The organism is Deltaproteobacteria bacterium RBG_16_64_85 (assembly GCA_001798885.1).
GTDB lineage: Bacteria > Desulfobacterota > Deferrimicrobia > Deferrimicrobiales > Deferrimicrobiaceae > FEB-35.
In genome coordinates this window covers 49,785-73,679 of the sequence record MGQW01000007.1, presented here as the reverse complement: position 1 = coordinate 73,679, position 23,895 = coordinate 49,785, and the positions used below count along the sequence as shown (strand labels likewise).

General features: G+C 60.9%; 22 protein-coding genes. 11 read left to right on the top strand and 11 right to left on the bottom strand.

Annotation, left to right across the window (positions count from 1 at the left end; genetic code table 11):
• Nucleotides 1–7 precede the first annotated feature (7 nt).
• The 8 genes from A2Z13_09150 to A2Z13_09115 form a co-directional block, all read right to left on the bottom strand.
• Nucleotides 8–457 carry a hypothetical protein gene (locus tag A2Z13_09150; protein ID OGP81274.1) on the bottom strand — a complete coding sequence of 150 codons (450 nt, stop codon included), beginning with the start codon at nt 455–457 and terminating at the stop codon, nt 8–10.
• Nucleotides 458–521: 64 nt separating this feature from the next.
• A complete protein-coding gene (locus A2Z13_09145) occupies nt 522–2,699 on the bottom strand; it encodes a hypothetical protein (GenBank protein ID OGP81273.1) in 2,178 nt (725 codons plus the stop codon).
• Nucleotides 2,700–2,713: 14 nt separating this feature from the next.
• Nucleotides 2,714–3,325 carry a repressor LexA gene (locus tag A2Z13_09140; GenBank protein ID OGP81272.1) on the bottom strand — a complete coding sequence of 204 codons (612 nt, stop codon included), beginning with the start codon at nt 3,323–3,325 and terminating at the stop codon, nt 2,714–2,716.
• An 80-nt stretch (nt 3,326–3,405) separates the two neighbouring features.
• Entirely contained in the window at nt 3,406–4,917 is a 1,512-nt protein-coding gene (locus A2Z13_09135) for a hypothetical protein (GenBank protein OGP81271.1), read from the bottom strand.
• Between the two features lie 113 nt (nt 4,918–5,030).
• Nucleotides 5,031–5,546 (bottom strand): lipid hydroperoxide peroxidase, encoded by a 516-nt coding sequence (locus A2Z13_09130; protein OGP81270.1) that lies wholly within the window; start codon nt 5,544–5,546, stop codon nt 5,031–5,033.
• Between the two features lie 78 nt (nt 5,547–5,624).
• Complete coding sequence (locus tag A2Z13_09125; GenBank protein ID OGP81269.1) at nt 5,625–6,194, bottom strand: hypothetical protein; 570 nt, start codon at nt 6,192–6,194, stop codon at nt 5,625–5,627.
• Nucleotides 6,195–6,317: 123 nt separating this feature from the next.
• The gene (locus A2Z13_09120) at nt 6,318–7,271 is read right to left on the bottom strand and encodes a malate dehydrogenase (GenBank protein ID OGP81268.1); all 954 of its coding nucleotides are present in this window, start codon (nt 7,269–7,271) and stop codon (nt 6,318–6,320) included.
• Nucleotides 7,272–7,383: 112 nt separating this feature from the next.
• A complete protein-coding gene (locus A2Z13_09115) occupies nt 7,384–8,259 on the bottom strand; it encodes a histone deacetylase (GenBank protein OGP81292.1) in 876 nt (291 codons plus the stop codon).
• A 252-nt stretch (nt 8,260–8,511) separates the two neighbouring features.
• On the opposite strand from A2Z13_09115, the gene A2Z13_09110 reads away from it, so the two are divergent.
• A complete protein-coding gene (locus A2Z13_09110) occupies nt 8,512–8,697 on the top strand; it encodes a hypothetical protein (GenBank protein OGP81267.1) in 186 nt (61 codons plus the stop codon).
• A 221-nt stretch (nt 8,698–8,918) separates the two neighbouring features.
• On the opposite strand, the gene A2Z13_09105 is transcribed toward A2Z13_09110, so the two are convergent.
• Nucleotides 8,919–9,200 (bottom strand): hypothetical protein, encoded by a 282-nt coding sequence (locus tag A2Z13_09105; protein ID OGP81266.1) that lies wholly within the window; start codon nt 9,198–9,200, stop codon nt 8,919–8,921.
• A gap of 49 nt (nt 9,201–9,249) precedes the next feature.
• Between A2Z13_09105 and A2Z13_09100 the strand changes: the two genes are divergently transcribed.
• From A2Z13_09100 to A2Z13_09080, 5 genes are all read left to right on the top strand, one after another.
• Entirely contained in the window at nt 9,250–10,053 is an 804-nt protein-coding gene (locus A2Z13_09100) for a hypothetical protein (GenBank protein OGP81265.1), read from the top strand.
• Nucleotides 10,050–10,523: a 4Fe-4S ferredoxin gene (locus A2Z13_09095; GenBank protein OGP81264.1), complete on the top strand. Its 474-nt coding sequence runs from the start codon at nt 10,050–10,052 to the stop codon at nt 10,521–10,523. The genes A2Z13_09100 and A2Z13_09095 overlap by 4 nt, the downstream gene beginning before the upstream one ends.
• Nucleotides 10,524–10,599: 76 nt before the next feature.
• Entirely contained in the window at nt 10,600–11,649 is a 1,050-nt protein-coding gene (locus tag A2Z13_09090; protein ID OGP81263.1) for an aldo/keto reductase, read from the top strand.
• Between the two features lie 323 nt (nt 11,650–11,972).
• A complete protein-coding gene (locus A2Z13_09085; GenBank protein OGP81262.1) occupies nt 11,973–13,517 on the top strand; it encodes a hypothetical protein in 1,545 nt (514 codons plus the stop codon).
• A gap of 2 nt (nt 13,518–13,519) precedes the next feature.
• Nucleotides 13,520–14,362 carry a hypothetical protein gene (locus A2Z13_09080; protein ID OGP81261.1) on the top strand — a complete coding sequence of 281 codons (843 nt, stop codon included), beginning with the start codon at nt 13,520–13,522 and terminating at the stop codon, nt 14,360–14,362.
• A 6-nt stretch (nt 14,363–14,368) separates the two neighbouring features.
• Here A2Z13_09080 and A2Z13_09075 read toward each other — a convergent pair whose 3' ends face one another.
• Nucleotides 14,369–16,927, bottom strand: a complete 2,559-nt coding sequence (locus A2Z13_09075; protein OGP81260.1) for a hypothetical protein — start codon at nt 16,925–16,927, stop codon at nt 14,369–14,371.
• Nucleotides 16,928–17,186: 259 nt separating this feature from the next.
• Nucleotides 17,187–17,798: a peptide-methionine (S)-S-oxide reductase gene (locus A2Z13_09070; GenBank protein ID OGP81291.1), complete on the bottom strand. Its 612-nt coding sequence runs from the start codon at nt 17,796–17,798 to the stop codon at nt 17,187–17,189.
• A 113-nt stretch (nt 17,799–17,911) separates the two neighbouring features.
• On the opposite strand from A2Z13_09070, the gene A2Z13_09065 reads away from it, so the two are divergent.
• The 5 genes from A2Z13_09065 to A2Z13_09045 all read left to right on the top strand — a co-directional run bounded on the left by A2Z13_09065 (nt 17,912) and on the right by A2Z13_09045 (nt 23,883).
• Nucleotides 17,912–18,688, top strand: a complete 777-nt coding sequence (locus A2Z13_09065; GenBank protein ID OGP81259.1) for a hypothetical protein — start codon at nt 17,912–17,914, stop codon at nt 18,686–18,688.
• 63 nt (nt 18,689–18,751) lie between these two features.
• Complete coding sequence (locus tag A2Z13_09060; protein OGP81290.1) at nt 18,752–20,056, top strand: guanine permease; 1,305 nt, start codon at nt 18,752–18,754, stop codon at nt 20,054–20,056.
• Between the two features lie 108 nt (nt 20,057–20,164).
• Nucleotides 20,165–20,635 carry a hypothetical protein gene (locus A2Z13_09055; protein OGP81258.1) on the top strand — a complete coding sequence of 157 codons (471 nt, stop codon included), beginning with the start codon at nt 20,165–20,167 and terminating at the stop codon, nt 20,633–20,635.
• 126 nt (nt 20,636–20,761) lie between these two features.
• The gene (locus A2Z13_09050) at nt 20,762–23,176 is read left to right on the top strand and encodes an ATP-dependent protease (GenBank protein OGP81257.1); all 2,415 of its coding nucleotides are present in this window, start codon (nt 20,762–20,764) and stop codon (nt 23,174–23,176) included.
• Nucleotides 23,176–23,883 (top strand): protein-L-isoaspartate O-methyltransferase, encoded by a 708-nt coding sequence (locus A2Z13_09045; GenBank protein OGP81289.1) that lies wholly within the window; start codon nt 23,176–23,178, stop codon nt 23,881–23,883. The genes A2Z13_09050 and A2Z13_09045 overlap by 1 nt, the downstream gene beginning before the upstream one ends.
• Nucleotides 23,884–23,895 lie beyond the last annotated feature (12 nt).

Sequence of the window (23,895 nt, the reverse complement as noted above, 5' to 3'; positions counted from 1 at the left end):
GCCGCTGCTACTCATCCACTTTCATTGCGAACCGGGTTCCCCGGATGCCGATGGAGGCCACCGGAGTCTCGAAACGAGCCGACTCGGGGGCGAGTTTGCCGATGAGGCCGGAGAGGTAGGACAGGGTCCCCCTGGAGAGCTGGAAGAACAGGCCGAGTTTGCCCTCGGCAGGCGAGAAGACGAAGCTCCGGAGGATCAGTCGGCTTCCCGGTCCAATGGAAAGGGTGGAATTGTCTCGGAGAATGACGCCCAATGATCCGTCGGAGCCGGTGTTGAGAAGGTCGCCGGCTTCAAGCTTCGTCCCTGCGGCAGCCGGGAGAACCTGCCCCCCGCGGGTGACGGTGGCCGCGCCCGCGGAGTTCCGCACCATGCCGATGGTCGCCTGGGCGGCGGCGGAGAGGCCGGGCGTCAGGACCGATCCCAACACCAGAAGGACCACGGCGAACCGTTTGTGCATTTCCTCGCTCCTCTTCGGAGACAGGGTGCCGATACTCTATTTACCATCCACCCGCCGGTGGATGTCAAGTTGCCGTGGGCCCTATAAGACCGAGCAATTCTTTTTCCGCCTCCCGCAGCATCTCTTCGTATCGCGTGAAATCCGGCGTTTCGTTCCCGTCCAGAAAACCCATCGCACGCCCTTTTCCGTCGGCCAGCAAATACCGGATCTTCGACCCTGGTCGGAGCGTCACGCCGCGTCCGCACAGCTCACGGGTAACCGCGGCAGCCGCGGTGTTGGCGACGTACTGTTCGGGCGCTTTGGAAAGGCGCCTTGCGATGGCCAGTGCCTCCGGCGGAATGCGTCCCTCGTAAAGCTCGGCAACGGCGCACCTCACGATCTCGCGAAGCTCCGGCAGCAGGGCCCGCAGGTCGGAAAGGGTTTCTGCCGCGGCCATCCGCTCCAGGAGCCCCCGCTGGAGAGCCGCTACCATCGGCGGGGTGTCGGAGCGGCGCATCGCGATCCCGCGCGTCTTGATTTCCCCGGTTGAAAACGCTCCCGCGAACCGGTTGGGGACGGCCACCGATGGATTTCGCTTCGATGGAAGAAACGCGAGCCACCGGTAGATCCCTTCCAGCGCGATCGGCATCCCCGTCTTCTCGGTGATGCGTTCTGCGAGCTCCCGGTAATCCTCCGCCGCCGCGCCTTGCCTTTTGACCCAGATGGCGTCGGTGAGCCCGTGCAGGAAGAGGAAGCCGCAGCTCTCCGCGATCTCCTTGGCGGCAAGGAGCTTCTCCCGCCCCCAGGCGGTCACCGCCTCGTGGGCCTCGATCCGGCCGAAACGGGCGTTCCGGTATCCCAGAAACCCGAAGCAGACCACGAGGAGCCACTTGAGCGCCGTCTGCCGTTTCCGGTACAGGTCCCGCTCCTCCGGAAAAGCCGTTGCCGTCTGCCGCTCCTTGAGAAGACGCCGCTTGGAGAGGATCGGGGCGATCGTTTCCGGGACAAGCCCCCTCCGGCGGACGCACGTGTGGGCGCCGATCTCCGGGACGGGGAACCCGGGGCGGCAGCATCCGCAGTTGATCGTCTCGGGGGAGATGTTGTAGCGGTCCATCAGGGAGGGGTACATCGAGGCGAAGTCGAGCTCGCCCACGTTCTCGTGCAGGCCGGGACGCGGCAGATAGGTAAGCCCCCCCTTGTCGGTTACGACGAGATCGACTCCGGATTTGAACTCCTCGGGCTCCCGCTTCTTGTAGGGCACCAGGATCCCGCGACGCAGGGCGGTTGCCACTTGCATTGCGGAGATGGCCGTCCCCGGCGAGGTCCGGGCAAGGCGCTGCAGGGGAATGCCGGAGAGGCGTGCGAGCTCGATGAGCCCGGGAAGGCCGGTTTCTCCGAAGAGGAAGGAGTTGCGGGCATCCACGTGCCACCGGCCGGAAAGGGTGTGGGGCGCGGCCAGGAAGACCACGCGGCCGTAGGAAAGGTACGACCGCTCCTTGGCGCGGCGGATATTGTCGTTTGCCGCACGTCGCCCCAGGGAAAGGGGAACCCGGAGCCGGCCGGCCAGGGCGAGCAGGCGCGGCAGGAGATAATCGTCTCCGTACTCGGTGACGAGCAGGTCGGGATCGATCTCTTCAAGGAGACGCAGAAGCTCCCGGAGAAACTCCGCCCCGTTTTCCCACTGGAGAATGTGCGTGATCCCGCCGGCGGTGATCTCCAGCGGGCGAATCCTTCCGTGCGCCGGGTGACCTTTGCCCTCCGTTCTCAAAAGCGCCGTCGAAAAGCATGGCCTGGGTGCGTCGATATCCCACGGGGAATCGAGGATCCGGAAGGAAAGAATCGTCCCGTCGTCGCCGGTGCACTCCACGCGTGCGTGCGAGAGCGGGTAGAGCCCGGTGGCATAGGCGAACTGCTGCTCCGGGGCGATGTCGGCGTTGAACAGCGCTTCCGGTCCGAACGCCCTTTCCGCTTTACGGACGGTGGATCCGAGAAGGGCCGGCGCGGCGACCGTAAACGTCCACGCCGGGATCGCATTGCCGGAGAAGAACTCGGTGCCTTCCCCCTGTGTAAGGGAGCACTTCCACCGCGCCGAAGCCGCCCGGAGACTTGCTTCCCCAAGGTTTTTTCCCGCCAGCACGAAGGACGGGGAAAAAGGCGCGGAGAGGGATACCGTTTCCCCTGCCTCCGTGCGGAACCAGACGGTCATCCCGCCCGGGCCGGGAATGACGTCGAACACCCATCCGGTCAGGTGCCATCGGGACATCGTGGCGGTTGCTCCTAAACTTTCCGGAAAACGCCGATGACCTTGCCCGCGATGCGGAAGGAAGGGGAGTCGACGGGAACGACGAGCGGCGGGTATGCCGGGTTGGCCGCCTCGAGCCGGACCTTTCCCCTTTGCCTGCCGAACCGTTTGACCGTGGCTTCTCCGTCGATCACCGCCACGATGATTTCCCCGGCCTCGGCGTCTGGTTGTGCCCGGACGAGGACGTAATCCCCGTCGCAGATGTGGGCCTCCACCATGCTGTCCCCCTTGACGCGCAGGGAGAAGACCTCCCCCTCCCCGAGCAGGGAGGGGTCCAGGAAAAGCTCCTCCTCGATGCCCTCGATCGCCTCCGAAGGGCTGCCGGCGGGGATCCGGCCCAGGACGGGGACCCGTACGGGAGATCGGGGCAGGGGCTCTCCTAAAAGCTCAATCCGGCGGGGCTGGTGCTTCCCGCGCCGGAGGTACCCCTTGCGTTCCAGGACATCCAGGTAATAGAAGCCGTTTTTCTCGGCGATCCCGAAGCGGTCGGCGATCTCTTTCGCCGTGGGCGCGAAACGGTGGTGCGCCATGAACTCCCGGATGAACGTCAGGGCTTGCCGTTGAGACGGGGTGAGAGGGTTGCCCATGCAGGTAGGTTAACATACCTATAGGGGGGAAGAAAGGGAAATAGCCCGAGTTGCTGCATCAATATCACCCTATCGAAGGATCACTTCCCGTAGACGCTCTCGTAGACTTCCCGCGAAATGTCAACGGGCGTCATGGTTTCGTTGTATCGCGGGTTCTGTCCCTTGTAGTTGTAGTAGTTGAAGTCCTGCCCTTCGACCACCGTTTTCCCTTCACGGCTCAGCCCCCAGTGGTCGGATTTGTAGAGGGCGCCGCCTTCCGCCTGGGACACCCATTCCTGCTCCCCACGGATGTAGCCGGTGCGCTTGTAATCGATGTATTCCATGCTTTTCTGCCGTTCCCGGTACGCCGCCATGGAGCTTTCACGGATGTCCTGGGCGCTGCGCGCCGCCTTTTCCGCGGTTTCCTTTGTCAGCCGTCTCAGGTTTTCGAGACCCCGGCGCACATACTCCTTGGCGAACTGTTCGTTGATCTGGAAACTCTCGGCCATCCTCGCCAACGATGGCAAGTAATCCGCAAACTCCTTCTGCGGCGCCCAGACCCCCATGACGTTGATACTCCATTGCCCGGAAGGGAGAGGTTGAAAGGCCGCCACTTCGTAGAACCCTTCGCAACGGACGCCGGTCCTGCTGTCGAAGGTCAGCAAGGCCCTTTCCACGTCGATGCCCCGGTTCAGTGCTGCGGAGGCTTCCCGGGCCTGGGCGGGGTCGGAGGCGCGTTCGAGGACCTGGTGATTGCGCGAGCCCGTCACCCTCATCGCGAGGATCAGGGCGTCGACGGGTCGGGTATACGGGGAGTGAATAACGCCCTGGATCCGGGAGCTGTCGAAATACGGGAGCCTGGAGGGCCCCCAGAACGGGATCGTCGAGGCGATGTACCCGGCGATGCCGTCGTGGGGGGTCGTGCAGAGGACCTGTCCCTTGGCGCCTTCAACCTTCCATCCCGCCGGGACCAGGAGGGAGAAGGAGCGGTCCTTCGAAACGGTTTTTGTCATCCGCAGGTCGAGCGCCTTTTCCCGTGGAGTGGAAGCGCCGGACTGCTTCGCGGCGGCCGAGGGGTCGAGGATCGTGAAGTTCGACAGCACCGAGAGCAGCAGGGGCCTCAGCTTTTCGAACTCCTTGTCAGGAGTTTCGTAGCCGAATACCGTGGCATCGGGGTATTGCGTGTTGAAATAGTACCTGCCTCTCATCGGGATTTTTCGATGGTTCGCGTACCGGATTTCGATCACGGCCCTGCGGTGGTCCGTGGTGCTCCTGGCCCATGCCAGGTCCAGTCCGGAAACGGCTGCGCGAAAACTTTTCAAGGTGCGGGAGACGAGGGTTTTGGAATTCTCGTTCCGGTTCCGCATCTTCAGGATTCTCATGACGGCAAAGGAGCCGCCCCCGGGATCGGACACGGTAATGCCCTTGCCGTTTTCAATGGCCCGCGAGTCGATTTTCCAGCCCGGTGGTTTGTAGAGGGCGAAGGAGTTATCGGGTGCCGTGTACAGTTCCATTTTGTACGGGCTTGTATCCGTTGCGGACATCGCATCAGGAGAGAAGAGCGGGAAGGCACAGCACAACGCGATCAGGATGGAAAGGATCCTTGAGGCCATCTCCCACCTCCACGAAAAGCGCACTGCTTTCGATGGAATGATATATCGGGGGGTGGATTCGATCCAAACGATATCATTCTATCGCGGGTGAGGTGGCGGACGGGGGTCCTCGCTTACAAAAACTTCTTGACCGCCTCGAGGACAGCGGTGTAGTCGGGTTCCATGCCGATTTCCTTGACATGCTGGACGTACCGGACCACGTTGTCCGCATCAACGATGAAGATGGACCGGGACAGGAGCTTGAGCTCCTTGATCAGCACTCCGTAGGCCTGGGCGAAAGAGCGGTCCTGGTAATCGGAGAGGACGTTCACCCGGTCCACTCCGGCGGCGGCGCACCATCGCTTCTGTGCGAACGGCAGATCCAGGCTGATCGTGATCAACGCGACCTTTTCGGGGAGCTTTGCCGCCTCCTGGTTGAAACGGCGCGTTTCCATGTCGCAGACGGGGGTATCCAGGGAAGGGACGGAACTGATGATCTTGATCCTCCCCTGGAAGTCCGAAAGGGTGACCGGCGCCAGGCCGCTATCCACCGCCCGGAAATCGGGGGCCTTGTCCCCCACGCGGATCTCCGGCCCCAGAAGAGTCACCGGTTTACCCTTGAACGTGACGATTCCCGTTTTCTCCTGCATCGTACACCCCGAATCATTGAATTTATCCTTCGCTTTTTCGATGCAGCCGTCAGCCGTTTCGTTGCGGAAATTCGGCCTCTATACCCGTACACCTTGTCGGCTTCTCCGGCGCACCCCCCAATCACTGCGCGGAAAAGCGGCTTTCATCCAGCTCCTGATGGCCTTCATTACGGGACGATTATAAATTGCCTGGAAAAGCTTATAGAGTCGCAGGAAACAATCCTGTTGTTCGTATTTGACCCGGGCTCCTTTAGGGATTCTCGAAAATTCCCCTGCGAATTTTTTTGCCTTCTCCAGTTGCCGCCTGGCGATGCGCCCTTCATTTGTTTCCTTCAGGAAAAATGCGATTTCCCCGGAATCCAGCACGACGTCGATCGCGGAAACAATTTCCCTGGCCCTTTTCCGGCTGGCGAATGGCGGGCGCCGCGGGGTGACGCTGTCGGAGCATATTCTCAGCGCATGATAGAAATCGCCCGGGTTCAATAATCCACCGGCTGCATCCATCATATAGACGAATGCCGTTTGGGCTTCGCGGCGTTTCAGGATGCGGAAAGCCTCGGTTTGAATCGACGGATCGAAGGATTTGATCGCATGCATGGCTTCCAACCGCCAGTCTTTCGGGGGTAGGGGAAGGGTTTTCTTTACCATGATCCGTCTCGTTCGCGGGTGTCCGCAAAAGGGTCCGGCCGGAAGAGGGTGACGCCCCCTCCGGCCGGATCTTCCTTGCTGCCTCCCGGCTGAACAGGTCCGGAAGCCAGTACCCATTGCGATCTATTTGAGGGTATCGACCAGCCCCTTGACGGCCGCTACCGACTTGTCCATCAACGCCTGCTCCTCGGCGTTGAGCTTGAACTCGATGATCTTCTCCACGCCGCCTGCGCCCAGGATGCAAGGCACGCCGACGAAGTAACCCTTCACGCCGAACTCGCCGTTCAGGTAGACGCAGGAGGGGAGGACGCGCTTCTGGTCCTTGAGGACGGACTCGACCATGGCGATGGTGGAGGCAGCCGGGGAGTAGAAGGCGGAACCGGTCTTCAGGAGGGCGACCACCTCGCCGCCGGCCTTACGGGTGCGGTTTACCAGGGCATCCATGACTTCCTTCGCCTTGGCGGCGTTGCCGTACTTCTGCTCCAGAAGCTCCATGACGGGGATCCCGGCCACGCTGGTGTAGCGGACCAGGGGCACCATGTCGTCGCCGTGGCCGCCCAGGGTCATCGCCGTCACGTCGCGGACGGAGACGCCGAGCTCCCAGGAGATGAAGGTCGCGAAGCGGGCCGAGTCGAGCACCCCGGCCTGGCCGATGACGCGGGTGAAGGGAATGCCGGTGATCCTCTGGCAGAGGGTGACCATGGCGTCCAGCGGGTTGGAGAGGACGACGACGAAGGATTTGGGGGCGAACTTCTTGATCCCCTCGGCGACCTGGCTCATGATCTTCGAATTGACCTCGATCAGGTCGTCGCGGCTCATGCCGGGCTTTCGGGGGAGGCCCGCCGTGACGATGATGATGTCGGCGCCGGAGATATCCGCGTAGTTGTTGGTCCCCTTGAGGGAGATATCGAAACCGTCGATCTTGGAAGCCTCGGCGATGTCGAGGCACTTTCCCTGGGGCATCCCCTCGACGATGTCGAACAGCACGACGTCGCCGAGTTCGCGCTGGGCACAAAGCTGGGCGAGCACGCCACCGATCTGACCGCCACCGATAACCGCAATCTTTTTCCTTGCCATGGCTGCCTCCTTGAGGATGGGGAGTATCGATCCAACTGAAAACATTGCTACGAACTATAGCATATTCTCAACTGTATACTGTATATAGAAAAAACCGGGCGGGGGAAAAAGGTTAATCCAGCCCCGCCAATCTTTCGATCACCGGCGGTATCAGATAGGTAGCCAACTGGGTGTGGGAGCCGCCGCCCAGGACCACCTCCAGCTTCCCGCCGCAGACCTTCCCCGCCAGTTCCCGCATGAGATTTGCGATGTTCCAGTAGCAAGGCCCGGTCAAGCCGATGTCGCCGTAGTCGCCCTGGTGGGTGTCGAACCCGAAATACCAGAAAATCAGGTCGGGCTGGAATTGGCGGACCCGGGGGGGGAAGTGCTGCGCCACCAGATCGAAATAAAAATCATTCATGGGCCGCTCGACCCGTCGCCCCCCCCGAGGATCGGTATAGGCTACATCCACTTTCGTGCCGTCGGGGGATTCGTAATTCATGCCGCAAAAACAGACATGGAGAATATCGGGATCGTTCCGGAAAAAATCGCGGGTACCGTCCCCGTGGTGGGCATCGGTGTCCAGGATAGCGAAACGCTTGAAGCCGTATTTCTCCCTCAGGTTAACGATGCAAAGAGCCACATCGTTGAAGCAGCAGTAGCCCCCGAAATAATCCCTCCCCGAATGGTGCCCGCCGGCACCGATGAAGGCAAAGGCATTGGCGATTTCCCCTTCTGCGATTTTTTCTCCCGCCATCGCCACTCCCCCCGCCGAGTGCCACGCGGTGGAACAAAGGGGATCTCCTTTTACTTCTTCTATCAGACCTGGAGTATGGACTTTCAGTAGTAATTCCAGCTGGATAGGCACAGATTCGTAAAGTTTGACATTCTCGCTCTTCAATATCCTGTCCAGGGCTATTGGGAAGTCGGCCAATCGCGCCCCGACGGTCAAATAGCTGCGCCGGGAAAAGGAGGGATGATAAAAGATGCCGGTCGGGTATCTGGTCATTGTCATGCCCAGTATACAGCTTCCCCCGGTCTCCGCACCACTGGAGACGGTGGCTGACGTGTGGTGGGGAGACCGGCAAAAATTCCCTGACCGGGTTTCGGTCTTGAGATCTGAACATGCCTTTAAGAGGCTGGGGCACTTGGAGACGAGATAATGGGCTCAGGGGTCGATCTGCTCCCGTTCGGAAACCCCGGAACGAAAAAAATAATCCTATAAATTCCCCTGAATTCATCGAGGGGACGGAGGTGGGCGATGTCGAAGGTCATTCGTTGCAGGGACGCAGGTGTCGATTGCGATTTCGTGGCTCGGGGCGAGACGGAAGAAGAGCTTTTCCGCAAGGCGTTGGAGCACGGAAAGGCAGAACATGGGATGACGGAAATCCCCAAGGATGTAATGGAAAAAATGCGGAAACTGATCCGCGAAGAAAAGGCGGCATAGGGGAAATGCAGGGGCCCGGGCTTCGGCCCGGGCCCCTGCCTGCCGACGTTCCCGGAAAGCGTCCGGTTACGGATCCGGCGGGGCGGTCGTATACCCGACTGCCTTCAATAGCTCCTGGCGGATGTACGGCTTGCCAAGAGGTCGAATCGTTTCTCGTCCGACCGGAAAAGCTCCGGCGCTTTTTCGCCGCTTTCCGCAGCATGCACGGTGGACCCTTCGGCCTATAGGATCGTCTTTCCCAGATCCAGGACCATGTCCTCGTCGTCGACCAGAAGGATCGTTCCGGCGTCCATCCCCACTCCCGTGTCTGTCGCCCGCAGAACGGCGGAATTTAAAGGAGCGGCCTCTGCCGGCCGGCAGGGATCGCCGTGGGAAACCTGACGGTATTCCGCTTCGATGGTGATCAGGCCCCCTTCCGGCGTCTTGAAGAGATACCGCGTCTGATCCGCAAGGTTTTCCTGCACATAAGCAAGCGGTTCGAGCTTGATTTCCGTCAAGGACACCGGGGGTTCCTTCCGGGAAAATGGGTTTCATTTGGAGAAGGGAGCAGCCATGGAGCGGGTTTTCAGGACCCCCATCAAAGAGATGATCGACCGGTTCCCGCAGGTCGGAGCGATCCTCGAGGACTACGGGATCGGCTGCGTCCCCTGCAGCGTGGGGACCTGCCTGCTCAGCGACATCGTCGAGATCCATAACCTGTCCACCGAGTACGAGGAGGCATTGATGATGCGGATCGCCTCCGTTGTCGCTCCCGGGCGGACGGTCAGGCTGCCGGAAGCGAGGAAATCCCGTTCGGGGCAGCCCCGCAAGGTCACCTGGTCGCCCCCCATGAAGCGGCTGGTCGACGAGCACAAGCTGATCAAGCGATTCATCGCCCTGGTCCCCGCAATCGCCGGGAGGCTCGGCGTGGAACCTACGGCCGGCCGGAAGCTGATCCTCGACGGGGTGGACTTCATACGGAGCTACGCGGACCGAACCCATCACGCCAAGGAAGAGGACATCCTTTTCGCATATTTCGACCCTGGCCTCGACATCCTCAAGGCGATGCTCGAAGACCATCGACGGGGCAGGGCCCACGTGAAGGAAATCCTCGACGACTTGGAGCGGAGAGACTTCGGGGGAATCGTCGAAAACCTGTACGGCTATGCGGGGGTCCTCACGGAGCACATCAAAAAGGAAGACGAGATCCTCTACCCCTGGATCGACAGGAACCTTTCGACCCGCCAGGTGGGGGAGATGTTCGCGAGGTTCCGCGAGGTGGACGAACGGTTCCATGAGGCACAGGAGAAGTACGAGTCGTTTGTCGGAACACTGGAAAAAACGTTTCTTGCTCAAAGCGCGGAGGGGAGTCGATGAGCGGATTTTCAGGATGCCCGGGTTCACGGACGGTTGAGTTCAAGAAGGAGGATTCCCGGGAAGGGGGTGCGGCGAAGGTCCCATCCCAGCTTCGTCAGTGGCCGATCCAGCTTCACCTCGTGTCTCCCGAGGCGCCCTATTACCAGGGGGCGGATGTGGTCCTGGCGGCCGATTGCGTCCCGTTTGCCATGGGGAACTTCCACAACGATTTCCTGAAGGGGAAGGCCCTGGCGATTGCCTGCCCGAAGCTGGACGGGGGACAGGAGACGTACGTGGAAAAGATCAGGGACTGGTACGAGGAGGCGAAGATCAACACCTTGACGGTGATGATCATGCAGGTTCCGTGCTGTCACGGACTGCTGGCGACGGCGGTCCAGGCGCTGCAAGGGAGCAAGAGGAAGGTCCCCATCCGGCACGTGAACGTCGGCATTCAGGGCGAGGTCCTGCAGGAGGAGTGGGTCGAGACGTAAGCCAGGGGGAATACATCTAAACGCTCCGGATACGGTAACCCGTCCGAGTTCCTTGCGCGTAGATGAGGAGGGGAACATGCGGTACAAGTTGCTGGGAAGGAGCGGCCTGAGGGTGTCCGATCTTTGCCTGGGCGCCATGACCTTCGGGGACGAGTGGGGGTGGGGCGCTTCGAAGGAGGAGAGCCGCAGGATGTTCGAGGTGTTCGCCGAGGCCGGCGGAAACTTCATCGACACCGCCAATTACTACACGAACGGCACGAGCGAAAGGTTCGTGGGCGAGTTCGTTGCCTCGGAGCGGGAGCGATTCGTGATCGCCACGAAGTACACGCTGAACATGCGGCCGGACGATCCAAACGGCGGAGGGAACCATCGCAAGAACCTGGTGCAGTCCCTGGAAGCCAGTCTTGCGCGGCTTCGCACCGATTACATCGACCTCTACTGGGTCCACGCGTGGGATCCCATGACCCCCACCGACGAACTGATGCGCGCCCTCGATGACGCGGTCCGCGCAGGCAAAGTCCTCTACGTCGGGATCTCGGACACTCCGGCGTGGGTTGTTGCACGTGCGAACACCTTCGCCGATTGGAAGGGGTGGACCCCGTTCGTCGGGTTGCAGATCCCCTACAGTCTCATCGAGCGCACTCCCGAGCGGGATCTACTGCCGATGGCGGAGGCGCTGGATCTCGCCGTGACCCCATGGGGGACGCTCGGAGGCGGCGTCCTCACGGGGAAATACAAGGCGGGGGAGGACCGCCCCAAGGAGACCCGCTTCTCCGCGGCGGCGCAGTGGGGCGACGCGTTCCTGACCGACCGGAACCTGCGGATCGCCGAAGAGGCGGAGTCGGTGGCGAGGGAAACGGGCCGCAGCGCCTCCCAGGTTGCGATCGCCTGGGTGAGGCAGCACCGGCGCGGGGTAATGGTACCGATTATCGGCGCCACGAAAGTCTCCCAGCTTCGGGACAATATAGGGGCTTTGGAGATCGGATTGACACCGGAGCAGATGATGCGCCTGGACGATGTAAGCCGGATCGATCTTGGCTTTCCTCTTGATTTCCTGGGGGGGGTCCAACAGATCGTCTACGGGAAGACGTTTCCTCTCATCGATAACCACCGACGGCGCAGCTGACCGCAAAAATCCCAAGATGCAGAGAAAATCATCAACTACGGAAGAAAACGCAAAAAGGGAAGTTTTCCCTGGAATGCGCCACCTCAACTTCCCCTCATAAAATAAGATTTGCATTTTCAGAATCTGGTTATATGATTCTATTCACAGGACCGGAGGGTCCTGTTTTGAAATTGTTCCGAAAATTTGATTTGGATTTGCGTATCTGATTATATCTATAACAACTCCGAGAGTACACCGATGTGTGCAGGGGCGGGGTATTGCCGGGAAAAATATTTCTCATCGAGTTAAGTCCTTCCGTTCCCAATCTGGGAAAATTTATCGTCATGCCCAGGTACGGGATGCTTGCGATCGCGTCCATCCTGGCCGATCGGACGGACTACGACGTGTCCCTTCTTTTCGAGCCGTACGTGGGAAAGATCGACATCGAAAAAATCGCCCGCGAAGAGCCGCGGTACATCCTGGTAAACGGTCTCACCACAACGGCGGACAACAACGAGAGGTTCCTTTCGCGCCTCCGGGAACGGCTGGGCGGCGCGGTTCCCGTCATCGCCGGGGGGGAGCATGTCACGACGTTCCCGGAAGACGCCAAGCGCTACGCCGACTACCTCCTGGCCTACGAGGGGGACGACACGACGATCCCGCTCCTTATGTCGCTCGAGGAGGCGGATCCGGTTTCAAGAGACTCGATGCTGTCGCAGATCCCCGGCTTGCACTACCGCGACCTTTCGGGAGCGTGGCGGTTCAACCGGGAACCGTCCAGGGTGGAGCGGATCGACTACCGGTACGACTTTTCGATTGTCCCAGGCGCGGAGTCCGCGGGGCGACGGTTCCGCCAGGCCCACATCCCCCTTCAGACCTCGCGTGGCTGCAAGTTCTGCTGCTCCTTCTGCTCCTGGATCGGCCTGTACGGGAAGTCGGGCTACTTCGTACGCCCGATCGACGACGTCCTTCACGATATCGTGCATGCGATCGAATATACGGGGGTCAGGAACTTCGTCGTCTGCGACAACCTCTTCGGCGGAGATGCCTCCTACACGGAGGAACTGATGCACCGGATCCTCGGGACTTTCGAGGGTCGCAGCGACAAGCCCATTCTGACGGCCCTCTGCAGGGCCGATCAGTTCGTAGATGGCGCCGGGTCGCTCCCGGAGAAGACGATCCGGATGATGGCCAGGGGAGGGATCGCCAACGTCAGCCTGGGGCTGGAGTCGATCAACAGCCAGAGCCTCATCCAGATGAGGAAGAAGGCCGATCTGCAAACCTTTTACGCGGCCTCCGAGTGCCTGCGCCGGAACGGGATCGGAATGCTCGCAACCTTCGTGGCCGGTTTCGACGGGGACCGCTACGAGGACGTCGTGAACATCTCCGAGTTCGGGGAACGGATCGGTCTCTTCACCATCCAGGTGTACGGGAGAGGGATCATGCCGGGGACGGTGGACGAGATCCTGATGTCGCACCGCAACATCCCGGGGCGCCTCGACAAGTACGTCAACGGCCACACGGTGAACATCTTCCCCGCCCTGATGCTGCCGAGCGATCTTCAGCGCGCTATTTTCGAGGCGGCCTTCCGGTTTCACAGGCGTGAGGGGCGGAAGGTCGCGCTGAGCACATTCCGTGCGATCTGGAGAGGGATCAGGCCGCACTACGAAGCCCTTCAGAGGCTGGAGAGGGAAATCCTGATCCCCGAGGGAATCTACACGCCGGCGGACGGGGGGTTCCTGTTGAACGAGAAAGCGCTGCACGCGTTGACGGAGGATGAAGAACGGTACCAATCGTTTGCGGGGATATGCGGTACGATTTTCCGCGAAGCGGAGCGCGTGGACCCGGCAAAGGACGTCCGTTCTCTCCCGGCTTCGGCGATCGCCTGAAGATGTTCAGGATCGGCACTGTCGAGGGGGGGGTCCTCCAGTTCGTCATGGCGAGGCGGTTTCTCGGGAAGGACCTCTATCGCGTTGCCTGTTATCTCGTGGACGGACTTCTCGTCGATACGGGGATTCCGCTCCTTTGCGGAAAGATCGCCGGAGCTCTTGCGGGAAAACCCCTCTCGGCGATCGTCAATACTCATGCCCACGAAGACCATATGGGGGCCAACGCTGTCCTGGGGGAAAGACGCAGCGTCCCTATCCTGGCGCACGAAAAAGCCCTGCCGGTGCTCTCGAATCCCGGGAAGCTTTCCCTGCTTCCTTACCAGAAACTTTTTTTCGGCGAGCCGTCGCCGTCGGTCGGAAAACCGATCGGCAATGCGGTCCGGACGGAACGGCACAAGTTCAAGGTCATCCACTCCCCGGGCCACTCGCCGGATCACGTCGCGCTCTATGAGGAGAGCAGCGGATGGCTCTTCTCCGGAGATGCCTTTATCGGCGGGCGGGACCGGGTGTTCAGGGAAGGTTACGATATCCTGGAGATGGCGAGGACGCTTCGAAAACTGTCGGCGCTCGGAGCGGAAGTCATGTTTACGGGAATGGGAAACGTCATCCGCTCGCCGTCGAGGAAGATCGAGCGGAAACTATCCTACTATGAGGAGATTTCGCACAAGATCGGGAAGTTTCGCCGGGAGGGGATGGAACCGTCCGAGATCGCCAGGCGCCTTTTTCCCGGAGATCTGACGGTGCGCCTTGTCACTTCGGGGAACTTCTCGGCCGTGCACCTTGTACGGTCGGTCCTGCAGGCTTCGGGCGACCTGTCAAGCCTTCGACACGATCGGGCAGGCTAGCCGGTATCAAGCGAATCCTTCGCCGGATGCCGGGTCGGCGGTGCTGATCCTCCGAACGAGCGCCTTCCTGACCCTCGCGATCTCCTCCTTCAGCTCCTCCACGAGGACCAGCCGTTCCGCCATCGTTTCCATTCCCCGCATGCCCTGGAGCCGGTCGCAGATGTCCATGGCCGCGAGGGCGCCGATCGAGCCCGACATTCCCTTCAGGGCGTGAGCCGCGTCGCATAAGCGCTTTATATTCTTCATCTCGGAGGCCAGCTCCATTTCCCGGATCCGCTTCTCGCTGTCCCGGATAAATATCCACACGAGGTTCTTCACGAAATCCCTCGTGGGGCCCATCGCTTCGATCTCCTCGATGGTCGCCTCGTCGAGTCCCGGCCGGATCTCCTTCCTGACACGTTCGGGCAGGGGTGGTTCTTCGACGGTTATTGCTTGCGGGAAGTCGCCCTGCGACGTGAGGTTTTGAAGAATGAAAAGAACCTTCTTTGTTTCGAAAGGCTTGGTCATGTACGCCTTTATCCCGGCCTCATCGCACGCCTTCCTCGACTCCGGGGTGGCGTCGGCCGTGAGCGCCACGAGGGGAACAGGGTTCTTGTCCTTCATCTCCGCCATGTACCTCCTTGCCGTCTCCAGCCCGCCCATGACCGGCATGTTCAGATCGAGCAGGGCGACGTCGAGCGGGTCGTTCCGGAGCGCGTCCAGCGCCCTCTGCCCGTCCCCGACGACCTTGACCTCATGCCCCGCCCGCTCCAGAAGCTTCGCGATGACCATCTGGTTAATCGGGTTGTCCTCGGCGACGAGGATCTTCAGGGGGCGGGATATCGTTGCGCCGGACCCTGCGGCCACGGGGATGGGCGCGTGCCAGTCCTCGTCGTACGGGAGAACGTAATGCATGGCACCTATGAGATCCCGCAGCGCCTCGGGCGACTCCACCACGGCCCTGTACCCGTGCTTCGAGGCCTCCTCGCCGGATGTGCCGGTGGGACCGTCGCCGATCAGCACCAGACGCATGTTCTGCAAGGCGCCCATACTCCGTAAAGACTCCGAGAACCGGAACGGATCTTCGTTCAGCCCTTTTTTGGTCACGATCATGACGTGGCAGGTCGACCGGTCCCGAGTGACGCGGCTGGCGTAATCGTACGCCTGCCCCGTGTTGTGCACCCGTCGGATGTGCTTCACACCCCAGGAAATGAGGAATCCATTGAACGTTTCGGCGACGGCGTCGTCCGCCGCGACCAGCAGCACCCGAGTCCTGGAGATGGGCATGCTCATCGATGCCACTGCCACGCTATCCGGCTGCTTCTCCAACTTGACCGTGAACCAGAATGTGCTTCCCTTCCCCGGTTCGCTTTCGACGCCGATCTTCCCGCCCATGAGATCGACAAGCTCCTTGGAGATGGTCGTTCCCAGGCCCGTTCCGCCGAATTTCCTCGTGATCGAGTCGTCCGCCTGCGTGAACCGCTCGAAAATCGTTGCCTTGGCTTCTTTCGTCATGCCGATCCCCGTGTCGGCGACTTCGAAGCGAACCGTCACGGTTTCCTCGTCCTCGGCTTCTTTGAGGACCCGTAGGGCGACCTCGCCCTTTTCCGTGAACTTTGCGGCGTTGGAGAGCAGGTTGGTCACGACCTGCCGGATCCGGATCAAGTCTCCCTTTACGAAGAACGGCAGGGCAGGGGATACCATTACCCGAAACAGGAGGCCTTTCGCCTTGACCTGGCGGGCGACGATCGAGGCGGTGGTCTTGACGAAGGCGTGAAGGTCCATGTCCTCCGGATGGATCGACACCTTTCCTTCCTCGATCTTGGAGATATCCAGGACGTCGTTGACGAGCGACAAGAGCGCGGCCGCGGATGCCTTTATGGTGGATATGTATTCCTGCTGCTCCGGGTCCATGTGCGTCCCCGTGAGGAGCTCTACCGTGCCGAGGATCCCGTTCAGCGGGGTGCGCATCTCGTGTGACATGTTGGCCACGAACCTCGACTTCGCCCGGTTGGCCACCTCCGCCTTCTCCATGGCTTTCGTGACCTTGCTGGTCATGAACCCCACAAAGACGGCGGGGATCATAACGACCCCGACGAGGAGTCCGTATCCCATTTCCTTGTTCGCAACCCAGTAAGGCGTGTAAGCGACGACCGATCCGAAGAACACGATACAGAGCGCCATACCATAGAAAAGGTAGTTCTTCCCGTACCGGAACGAGTAGCCGAACATGTTCCAGAACAGAACGAGGACCAGCGGAGCCCCGGCTTTCCCGGAGAGGAACATGCAGTAGCATATGATGAGGGTGTCGAGCGTGAGACCCGAAACGCGCCTGAGCGTACTCTTTCCCGGCTGGATGAAGGTGGAAACCAGCATCACGGTGGAGTAAAAATTGTAGGTTCCCGCGGCCCAAAGCACGGCGGCCGGGACGGACTTGTGCCGGAAGAGATAGATATTGAAGGCCAGGCAAAGAATGAAGCGGATGTATCCCTGGTCCCTCTCCGGGCTGTTCGTCTTGCGCGTGTAGTTCCTGGCGCGCTTCAGAGAGATTTTTACCTTCCTGGAGAGGTTCTTTGTTCTGCCCATGGTCTTTCCGGCGGCACCTTTCTTCCGGCTGTCCGGCGAACCCGGCGACCGGCTGAACGGAACGGAGTCTTTGAATCTTTTTCGGCAATAACGGGAAGGAACTTAAATGGTTTTAAAATCGAGCCGGACGAAGGAAACGGGCCGGGAGTACCTGCTAGGATAGAATTCCAGGGGCTTGCATCGCCAAAGGAATTGATGAGGTATATATTTAGATTGTATTATTTATCGTATTGAATAATATTTAGTTTATGTTGCCGGATCACGAGCCTGATTTTGCCCCCCAGAGTTCCTTCAAGCGCTGGTCGCGGCCGCAGTTGTATCGGTAAAACTTGTACCGGATCGGGTTCTTCTCGTAATACTTCTGATGGTAATCCTCCGCGGGGTAGAACTCCGACGCCGGAGTGATCTCCGTGACGACACTTCCCTTGAACGGCTTTGTCTTTTCCAATTCCCGCCTCGATTCCTCGGCGAGCCGCTTCTGCTCTTCGTTGTGATAGAAGATGGCCGGACGGTATTGGTTCCCCACGTCGCAGAACTGCCGGTCCGGCGTGGTGGGGTCGATGTTGTGCCAGAAGACGTCCAGCAGCCTTCCGTAACCGATCTTCGCCGGGTCGTAAAGGATCTGGACGGATTCCGCATGCCCGGTACCGCCGGCCGAAACCTCCTGATACGTAGGGCTTTTCTTCGAGCCCCCCGTGTATCCGGACGTGACGGATACCACGCCTTCCAGCCGGTCGAAGGGGTGCTCCATGCACCAGAAGCAGCCCCCCGCGAACGTCGCATTTTCCATCCGACGCCCCTCTCCGGCCGCATCGTTTTTCCCCGCTGCTTCAACGACAGCCGCAAGCAGCAGCAGGTTGACGACGGCCATACCGAGCATAAATCGAAGATTCATATCTTTTTGAGTACTGTTCTCGGGGGTTGGTTTCGGGTAGGGTTAAATCCGCAGGACCCGTTCCGGCATCTGAAATCGGGAGGAGCGCCATGTTGAAATACGATGCCGGCTATGTTCCAGGATCCGCGATGGCGATCTTCGCCCACCCCGACGACGCCGAATTCACCGTTGCCGGGACGATCGCCGGATGGGCGAAGGCCGGGTGCGAAGTGACGCTCGTGGTGATCACGAGCGGAAACGCCGGCACCCACGACCGCAGCTTTACGCGCGAGACGCTGGCCCGGACGCGAGAGAGGGAGGAGCGGGCTGCCGCAAGGGTGCTCGGGGTGAAGAACGTCGTCTTCCTGCGACACGACGACTGCGCCCTGCAGCCCACGCTGGAATTGCGCCGCGAGCTGGTGCGCGAGATCCGCCGGTTCCGGCCCGAAGTCGTGATCTGCGGCGACCCCCAGGCGTGGTTCTACAACGACAACTACATCAACCATCCGGACCACCGCGCGGCGGGTGTGGCCGCGCTCGAGGCCGTGTTCCCCGCCGCCGAGATGGAGCTGTTGTGGCCCGAGGAGGGGACCCCGCACAAGGTCCAGGCGGTTTACGTCAGCTCGACCCACTCGCCGAACACCTGGGTCGACATCACCGGCACGATCGACACGAAGATCGAGGCGCTCAAGGCGCACGCCAGCCAGCTCGGGGGATGGGACCCGTCGGGGAGAATCCTCGAATGGGGCAAAAGCGAAGCGGAGAAGGCCCGTGAAAAAGGGGCGCCCGCCCAAAGCGACAACCCCGGTCACACGGACCCGCCGAAGTACGCCGAGGGCTTCCGCGTGATCAAACTTCGCGAGAGGGAGAGGCCCCCCGAATCGTAATTCCTGTATGATGATTTGGACAGGATTTCCTCCCGGAAGGCGGCCGATGAAAGAGAAATACGGGTGAGGAACTACTTCGACTTCGCGGGGCACGGCACCGGCTACCGCCAGGAGATCCTCGCCGGCATAACGACCTTCCTGACGATGGCCTACATCATCATCGTCAACCCCGCGATCCTTTCCACCGCAGGGATCCCCAAGGGGCCCTCCATGGTGGCCACGATCCTCGCCGCTGCGTTCGGCACCGTGGTGATGGGATTGTACGCCAGGCGCCCCTTCGCCATCGCTCCCTACATGGGGGAGAACGCCTTTGTCGCGTTTACCGTCGTCGGGATCCTCGGGTATTCCTGGCAGGTCGCACTGGGCGCGGTCTTCATCGCCGGTGTTCTGTTCACCCTGCTGACGGTGTTCAGGGTCCGCAGCTGGCTGGCCGAATCCCTCCCGCAGTCGCTGAAATACAGCTTCGCCGTGGGGATCGGGCTCTTCCTGACCTTCATCGGGCTCAACGAGACGGGACTCGTTCGGCTGGGGGTCCCCGGCGCCCCGGTCTCCCTGGGCGACATCTCCCAGCCCACCGCCCTCCTGGCCCTCTTCGGGTTCATCGCAATCGTCCTGCTGATGATCCGGAGGGTTCCCGGCGCCATCATCATCGGCCTCCTCGCCACCACCTTCCTGTCCTTCCTGCTCAAGGTGACGCCGGCCCCCGGCCGGTGGGTGAGCCTTCCCCCCGATCCTCGCCCGATCCTGCTGAAGCTGGATCTCGCGGGGACCTTGAGCGTGAGCTTTTTCCCGGTTATCCTGACGATGTTCGTAATGGCGTTCGTGGATACCGTGGGGACTCTCATCGGCCTTTCCGCCCGCGCCGGGCTGCTGGATGATCAAGGGAACCTGCCGGAAATCGAAAAGCCGATGCTGGCCGACGCTCTGTCCACCACGGTGGCGCCCTTGCTGGGGACGACGACCACCGGCGCCTACATCGAATCCGCCGCCGGGATCGAGGAAGGGGGGAGGACAGGGTTCACCTCCCTTGTCGTGGCGTTCTTGTTTTTGCTTTCGCTTTTCTTGGCCCCCCTCTTGACCTCCGTCCCACCCCATGCGTACGGGGCGGTGCTGATCATCATCGGGGTTTTCATGATCCGCCCCGTCACCCGGATCGATTTCGAGGATTACACGGAACTGATCCCGGCTTTCCTCACCATCGTGCTGATGAGCTTCACCTACAATATCGGCGTAGGTATGACGGCGGGGATCATCGCCTATCCCCTGTTGAAAACCCTGAGCGGCAGGCACATGGAAGTTCCACGTGGGATGTGGGTACTTGCGGCCCTTTCGATTTCCTTCTATATTTTTTATCCCTACCCCAAATAGGCCGAAGGTTGGGAAGAAAGGAGGTGAGCGGTTCGATTCTTCATCGATCGTAAGGAACAAAGGGAGCAGGAAACCAACGGACAGTGAACCCCAACGAGTGGAGGAGACATGAAGAAAGCTGCGGTTTTGACGCTGGCGATGCTGGTCGGCCTTTTCCTTGCTGCGAATGCCATTGCGGCGGAGAAAGCCACGAAGGAGGAGTGCGTGGCCAAGGCCAAGGAGGCGGCCCAGATGATCAACGCGAAGGGCCTGGACGAGGCGATCAAGGAGATCAACAACAAGCAGGGAAAATTCGTCTGGAAAGACACGTACGTGTTCCTGACCGATCTGGAAGGGAAGATGCTTGCCCATCCCATGAGCCCCGCCCTGGTCGGGACGAACGTGCTCGCCATGAAGGACAAGGGGGACCCGGGAAAGCTCCTCTTCAAGGAATTTGGGGAGCTCGCCAAGGGAAAGGGGGAAGGCTGGGTCGACTACATGTGGATCAACCCCGGAGATCCGAAGCCCAGGAAGAAGATCACCTACGTTTACCGGGTGCCGGGAAAGGACATGTACGTCGGAGCGGGGATCTACGAGTAACCGATCACCGAACGTCCGCGGGGCCGGCGCCGGCCAGGCCGGCCCCGCGGAACTTTTCTCCTACCCCCTCCCGCGCGTTGGCGATAGGATAGGGTCAGTCATAGCCTTCGGAAAGCGGGAGGGAGCATGGCAAGGACCCTGACCCCGGACGACCTCTATAAACGCTGTGACCCGAAGTTTTTTTCCTTCCGGACGACCGAGGATCTTCCCCCGCTGGACGGGATTATCGGCCAGCAGAGGGCCCTGGACTCGATCGATTTCGGCCTGAAACTGCAGAGCTCCGGGTTCAACATCTATGTTCTCGGCGACAGCGGGACCGGCAAGACCTCGGCCATTCGCTCCTTCATCTCGATGAAGGCCGAGACGGAAATCGTCCCCCCGGACTGGTGCTACGTCTACAACTTCAGGGATTCGGCCGATCCCATCGCGATCTGGCTTGAGCCCGGGCGGGGGATCGAGTTCCAGAAGGACATGCAGGAGCTCATCGACCACCTGAAGGTCGAGATCCCGAAGATCTTCGAATCGAAGGAGTACAAGAAGCAGAGAAACGTCGTTACCGAAGAAATCCAGAAGAAGCAAAAGGAGCTTTTCGAGGTGCTCGAGCGGGAGGCGGAGTCGAAGGGGTTCAAGATCAAGGCCGCGATGGGAGGGTTCTCCCTCCTGGCCATCGGGAAGTCCGGGGAGCCCTTGACGGAGGAGGAGTTCAACTCGTTCGATCCGAAGGAAAAGGAGGCGCTCAGGGAGAACGGAAAGTACATCCAGGAGAGACTGGATGAGGTGATGCGGACGCTGAAGAGGGAGGAAAAGGCGAACGGGGAGAGGCTGAACGAGCTGGAACGATCCGCGGCGCTCTTCGTCCTGGGGCATTTGGTCGAGGACCTCAAGAACAAATACCTGAACAATGAAAAGCTGCTCGCCTACCTGGATGCGGTGCAGGAGGACATCCTGGCGAACGTCGAGGACTTCAAGGCCTCGACGGAGGAGACCCCCGCGCCGCAGCTTCCGTTCCTGAAGATGCAGAGGCAGGAACCGGATTTCACCCGCTTCTCGGTGAACGCCCTGGTGAACAACGGGAAGCAAAAGGGCAGCCCCTGCGTCTTCGAGAGCAATCCCACGTACTACAACCTTTTCGGCAGGGTCGAGCACAAGCTCCAGTTCGGAGCCGCGGTGACCGATTTCACGATGATCAAGGCCGGCTCGCTTCACCTGGCGAACGGCGGATACCTCGTCGTGAACGCACTCGATCTTCTCCGGAACATCTTCTCCTACGATGCCCTGAAGCGGGCGATCAAGAACGCCGAGGTGAAGATCGAGGACGTATGGGAGCAGTACCGGCTGATCACCACGACGACGATGAAACCGGAGCCGATCCCCCTGGACGTGAAGGTGATCCTGATCGGGAGCCCGGAAATCTATTACCTGCTGTTCGGCCTGGACGAGGAATACCGGGAGCTCTTCAAGGTCAAGGCGGACTTCGACAACCGCATGGAAAGAACGGACGAGAACGTCCTGAAATATGCCGGGTTCGTCTCGACGAAGGCCAGGGAGGAGCGCCTGCTCCCCTTCGACGCTTCCGGCGTGGCAAGAGTGGTGGAGTACGGGTCCCGGATGGCGGAGCACCAGGAGAAGCTCTCCTCGAAGTTCAGCGACGTCTCCAATCTGATCCGCGAATCCCATTACTGGGCGAAGAAGACGGACGCCGTCGTCGTGTCCGGGACGCACGTGGAAAAGGCGCTGGACGAGAAAATCTACCGCCACAGCAGGATCGAGGACCGGATGCGGGAAGTGATGGCGGAAGGGACGCTGATCGTGGACACCTCCGGAGAGACGGCGGGCCAGGTGAACGGCCTGGCCGTGCTGGACATGGGGGACTACAGCTTCGGGAAACCCTCGAGGATCACTACGGCCGCCTACACGGGGAAGGGCGGCGTGGTCAACATCGAGAGAGAGACCAAGCTCTCGGGGAAGATCCATGAGAAGGCCGTCCTCATCCTCTCGAACTACCTGGGCCGGAAATACGCCGCCAAGAAGCCGATCAGCCTCTCGGCGTCGATCACTTTCGAACAGCTCTACGGGATGATCGAGGGAGACAGCGCCACCTGCGCGGAGCTCTACTCGCTGCTGAGCGCCATCTCGGGGGTCCCGATCCGGCAGAGCGTGGCGGTCACCGGCTCCATGGATCAGAACGGAAACGTCCAGCCGATCGGCGGTGTGAACGAGAAGATCGAGGGGTTCTTCGATCTGTGCCGGCTGCGCGGGCTGACCGGGGCGCAGGGGGTGATCATCCCGCAGAGGAACGCCAGAAACCTGATGTTGAAGAAAGAGGTCGTCGAGGCCGTCGGGGAGGGGAAATTCCACATCCACGCCATCGATCACGTGGAGGAGGGGATCGAGATCCTGATGGGAATCCCCGCGGGGGAGCCCGGCCCGGACGGGAAGTATCCCGAATTAACGCTGAACCGGCTCGTCGAGGACCGTCTGACGGAGCTGCGCGAGGCGGTGAAGAAGGAGGAAGAGGAGAAGGGCAAGGGCGGGAAATGATGTTCCTCCGTTGGCCCGCGATCTTCCTGGTCCTTGCACTGTCGGCGGGCCACAGCCTGTGCGCAGCGCAGGAGGATCCCTACCTCGCGGCCCGGCAGGCGATGGTCGGGGATCAGATCCGGCGGGAGGGGATCTCCGATCCCCGGGTCCTGCAGGCGATGCTCGAGGTTCCCCGCCATCTCTTCGTCCCTTCCGGGGTGCGCTCCCGTGCGTACGATCCACGCCCGCTGCCCATCGGGGAGGGGCAGACGATCTCCCAGCCCTATATTGTCGGTTTCATGACCGAGATCCTCCGACTGAAGCCGTCCGACCGCGTCCTGGAGGTAGGCACGGGTTCCGGGTACCAGGCGGCGATCGCATCGAAGATCGCACAAGAGGTGTACACGGTGGAGATCTTCGAGTCCCTTGCGGCGAGGAGCCGCCGGACGCTCTCCGACCTCGGGTTACGAAATGTACATGTCCGCCAGGGGGACGGGTATTACGGCTGGGAGGAGAAGGCTCCCTTCGACGCCATCATCGTTACCTGCGCGGGCGGCCACATCCCGCCGCCGCTCCTCCGGCAGCTGAAAAACGGCGGACGGATGATCCTGCCGGTCGGAGGCCCTTTCCTGACCCAGAACCTGGTATTCATCGAGAAAAGCGCCGATGGCTCCGTCTCCCAGCGAAACGTCCTCCCCGTCGCCTTCGTCCGGCTCCTTGGCCACTGACCGCCCCGGGCA

Excerpts from the sequence above, each read along its gene's own strand:
- A2Z13_09120 (OGP81268.1), bottom strand. The coding sequence starts at position 7,271 with ATGGCAAGGAAAAAGATTGCGGTTATCGGTGGCGGTCAGATCGGTGGC.
- A2Z13_09085 (OGP81262.1), top strand. The coding sequence starts at position 11,973 with ATGCCCAGGTACGGGATGCTTGCGATCGCGTCCATCCTGGCCGATCGG.
- A2Z13_09050 (OGP81257.1), top strand. The coding sequence starts at position 20,762 with ATGGCAAGGACCCTGACCCCGGACGACCTCTATAAACGCTGTGACCCG.
- A2Z13_09145 (OGP81273.1), bottom strand. The coding sequence starts at position 2,699 with ATGTCCCGATGGCACCTGACCGGATGGGTGTTCGACGTCATTCCCGGC.
- A2Z13_09065 (OGP81259.1), top strand. The coding sequence starts at position 17,912 with ATGTTGAAATACGATGCCGGCTATGTTCCAGGATCCGCGATGGCGATC.
- A2Z13_09135 (OGP81271.1), bottom strand. The coding sequence starts at position 4,917 with ATGGCCTCAAGGATCCTTTCCATCCTGATCGCGTTGTGCTGTGCCTTC.
- A2Z13_09150 (OGP81274.1), bottom strand. The coding sequence starts at position 457 with ATGCACAAACGGTTCGCCGTGGTCCTTCTGGTGTTGGGATCGGTCCTG.
- A2Z13_09055 (OGP81258.1), top strand. The coding sequence starts at position 20,165 with ATGAAGAAAGCTGCGGTTTTGACGCTGGCGATGCTGGTCGGCCTTTTC.
- A2Z13_09095 (OGP81264.1), top strand. The coding sequence starts at position 10,050 with ATGAGCGGATTTTCAGGATGCCCGGGTTCACGGACGGTTGAGTTCAAG.
- A2Z13_09075 (OGP81260.1), bottom strand. The coding sequence starts at position 16,927 with ATGGGCAGAACAAAGAACCTCTCCAGGAAGGTAAAAATCTCTCTGAAG.
- A2Z13_09045 (OGP81289.1), top strand. The coding sequence starts at position 23,176 with ATGTTCCTCCGTTGGCCCGCGATCTTCCTGGTCCTTGCACTGTCGGCG.
- A2Z13_09100 (OGP81265.1), top strand. The coding sequence starts at position 9,250 with ATGGAGCGGGTTTTCAGGACCCCCATCAAAGAGATGATCGACCGGTTC.
- A2Z13_09140 (OGP81272.1), bottom strand. The coding sequence starts at position 3,325 with ATGGGCAACCCTCTCACCCCGTCTCAACGGCAAGCCCTGACGTTCATC.
- A2Z13_09080 (OGP81261.1), top strand. The coding sequence starts at position 13,520 with ATGTTCAGGATCGGCACTGTCGAGGGGGGGGTCCTCCAGTTCGTCATG.
- A2Z13_09070 (OGP81291.1), bottom strand. The coding sequence starts at position 17,798 with ATGGCCGTCGTCAACCTGCTGCTGCTTGCGGCTGTCGTTGAAGCAGCG.
- A2Z13_09110 (OGP81267.1), top strand. The coding sequence starts at position 8,512 with ATGTCGAAGGTCATTCGTTGCAGGGACGCAGGTGTCGATTGCGATTTC.
- A2Z13_09130 (OGP81270.1), bottom strand. The coding sequence starts at position 5,546 with ATGCAGGAGAAAACGGGAATCGTCACGTTCAAGGGTAAACCGGTGACT.
- A2Z13_09125 (OGP81269.1), bottom strand. The coding sequence starts at position 6,194 with ATGGTAAAGAAAACCCTTCCCCTACCCCCGAAAGACTGGCGGTTGGAA.
- A2Z13_09090 (OGP81263.1), top strand. The coding sequence starts at position 10,600 with ATGCGGTACAAGTTGCTGGGAAGGAGCGGCCTGAGGGTGTCCGATCTT.
- A2Z13_09115 (OGP81292.1), bottom strand. The coding sequence starts at position 8,259 with ATGACCAGATACCCGACCGGCATCTTTTATCATCCCTCCTTTTCCCGG.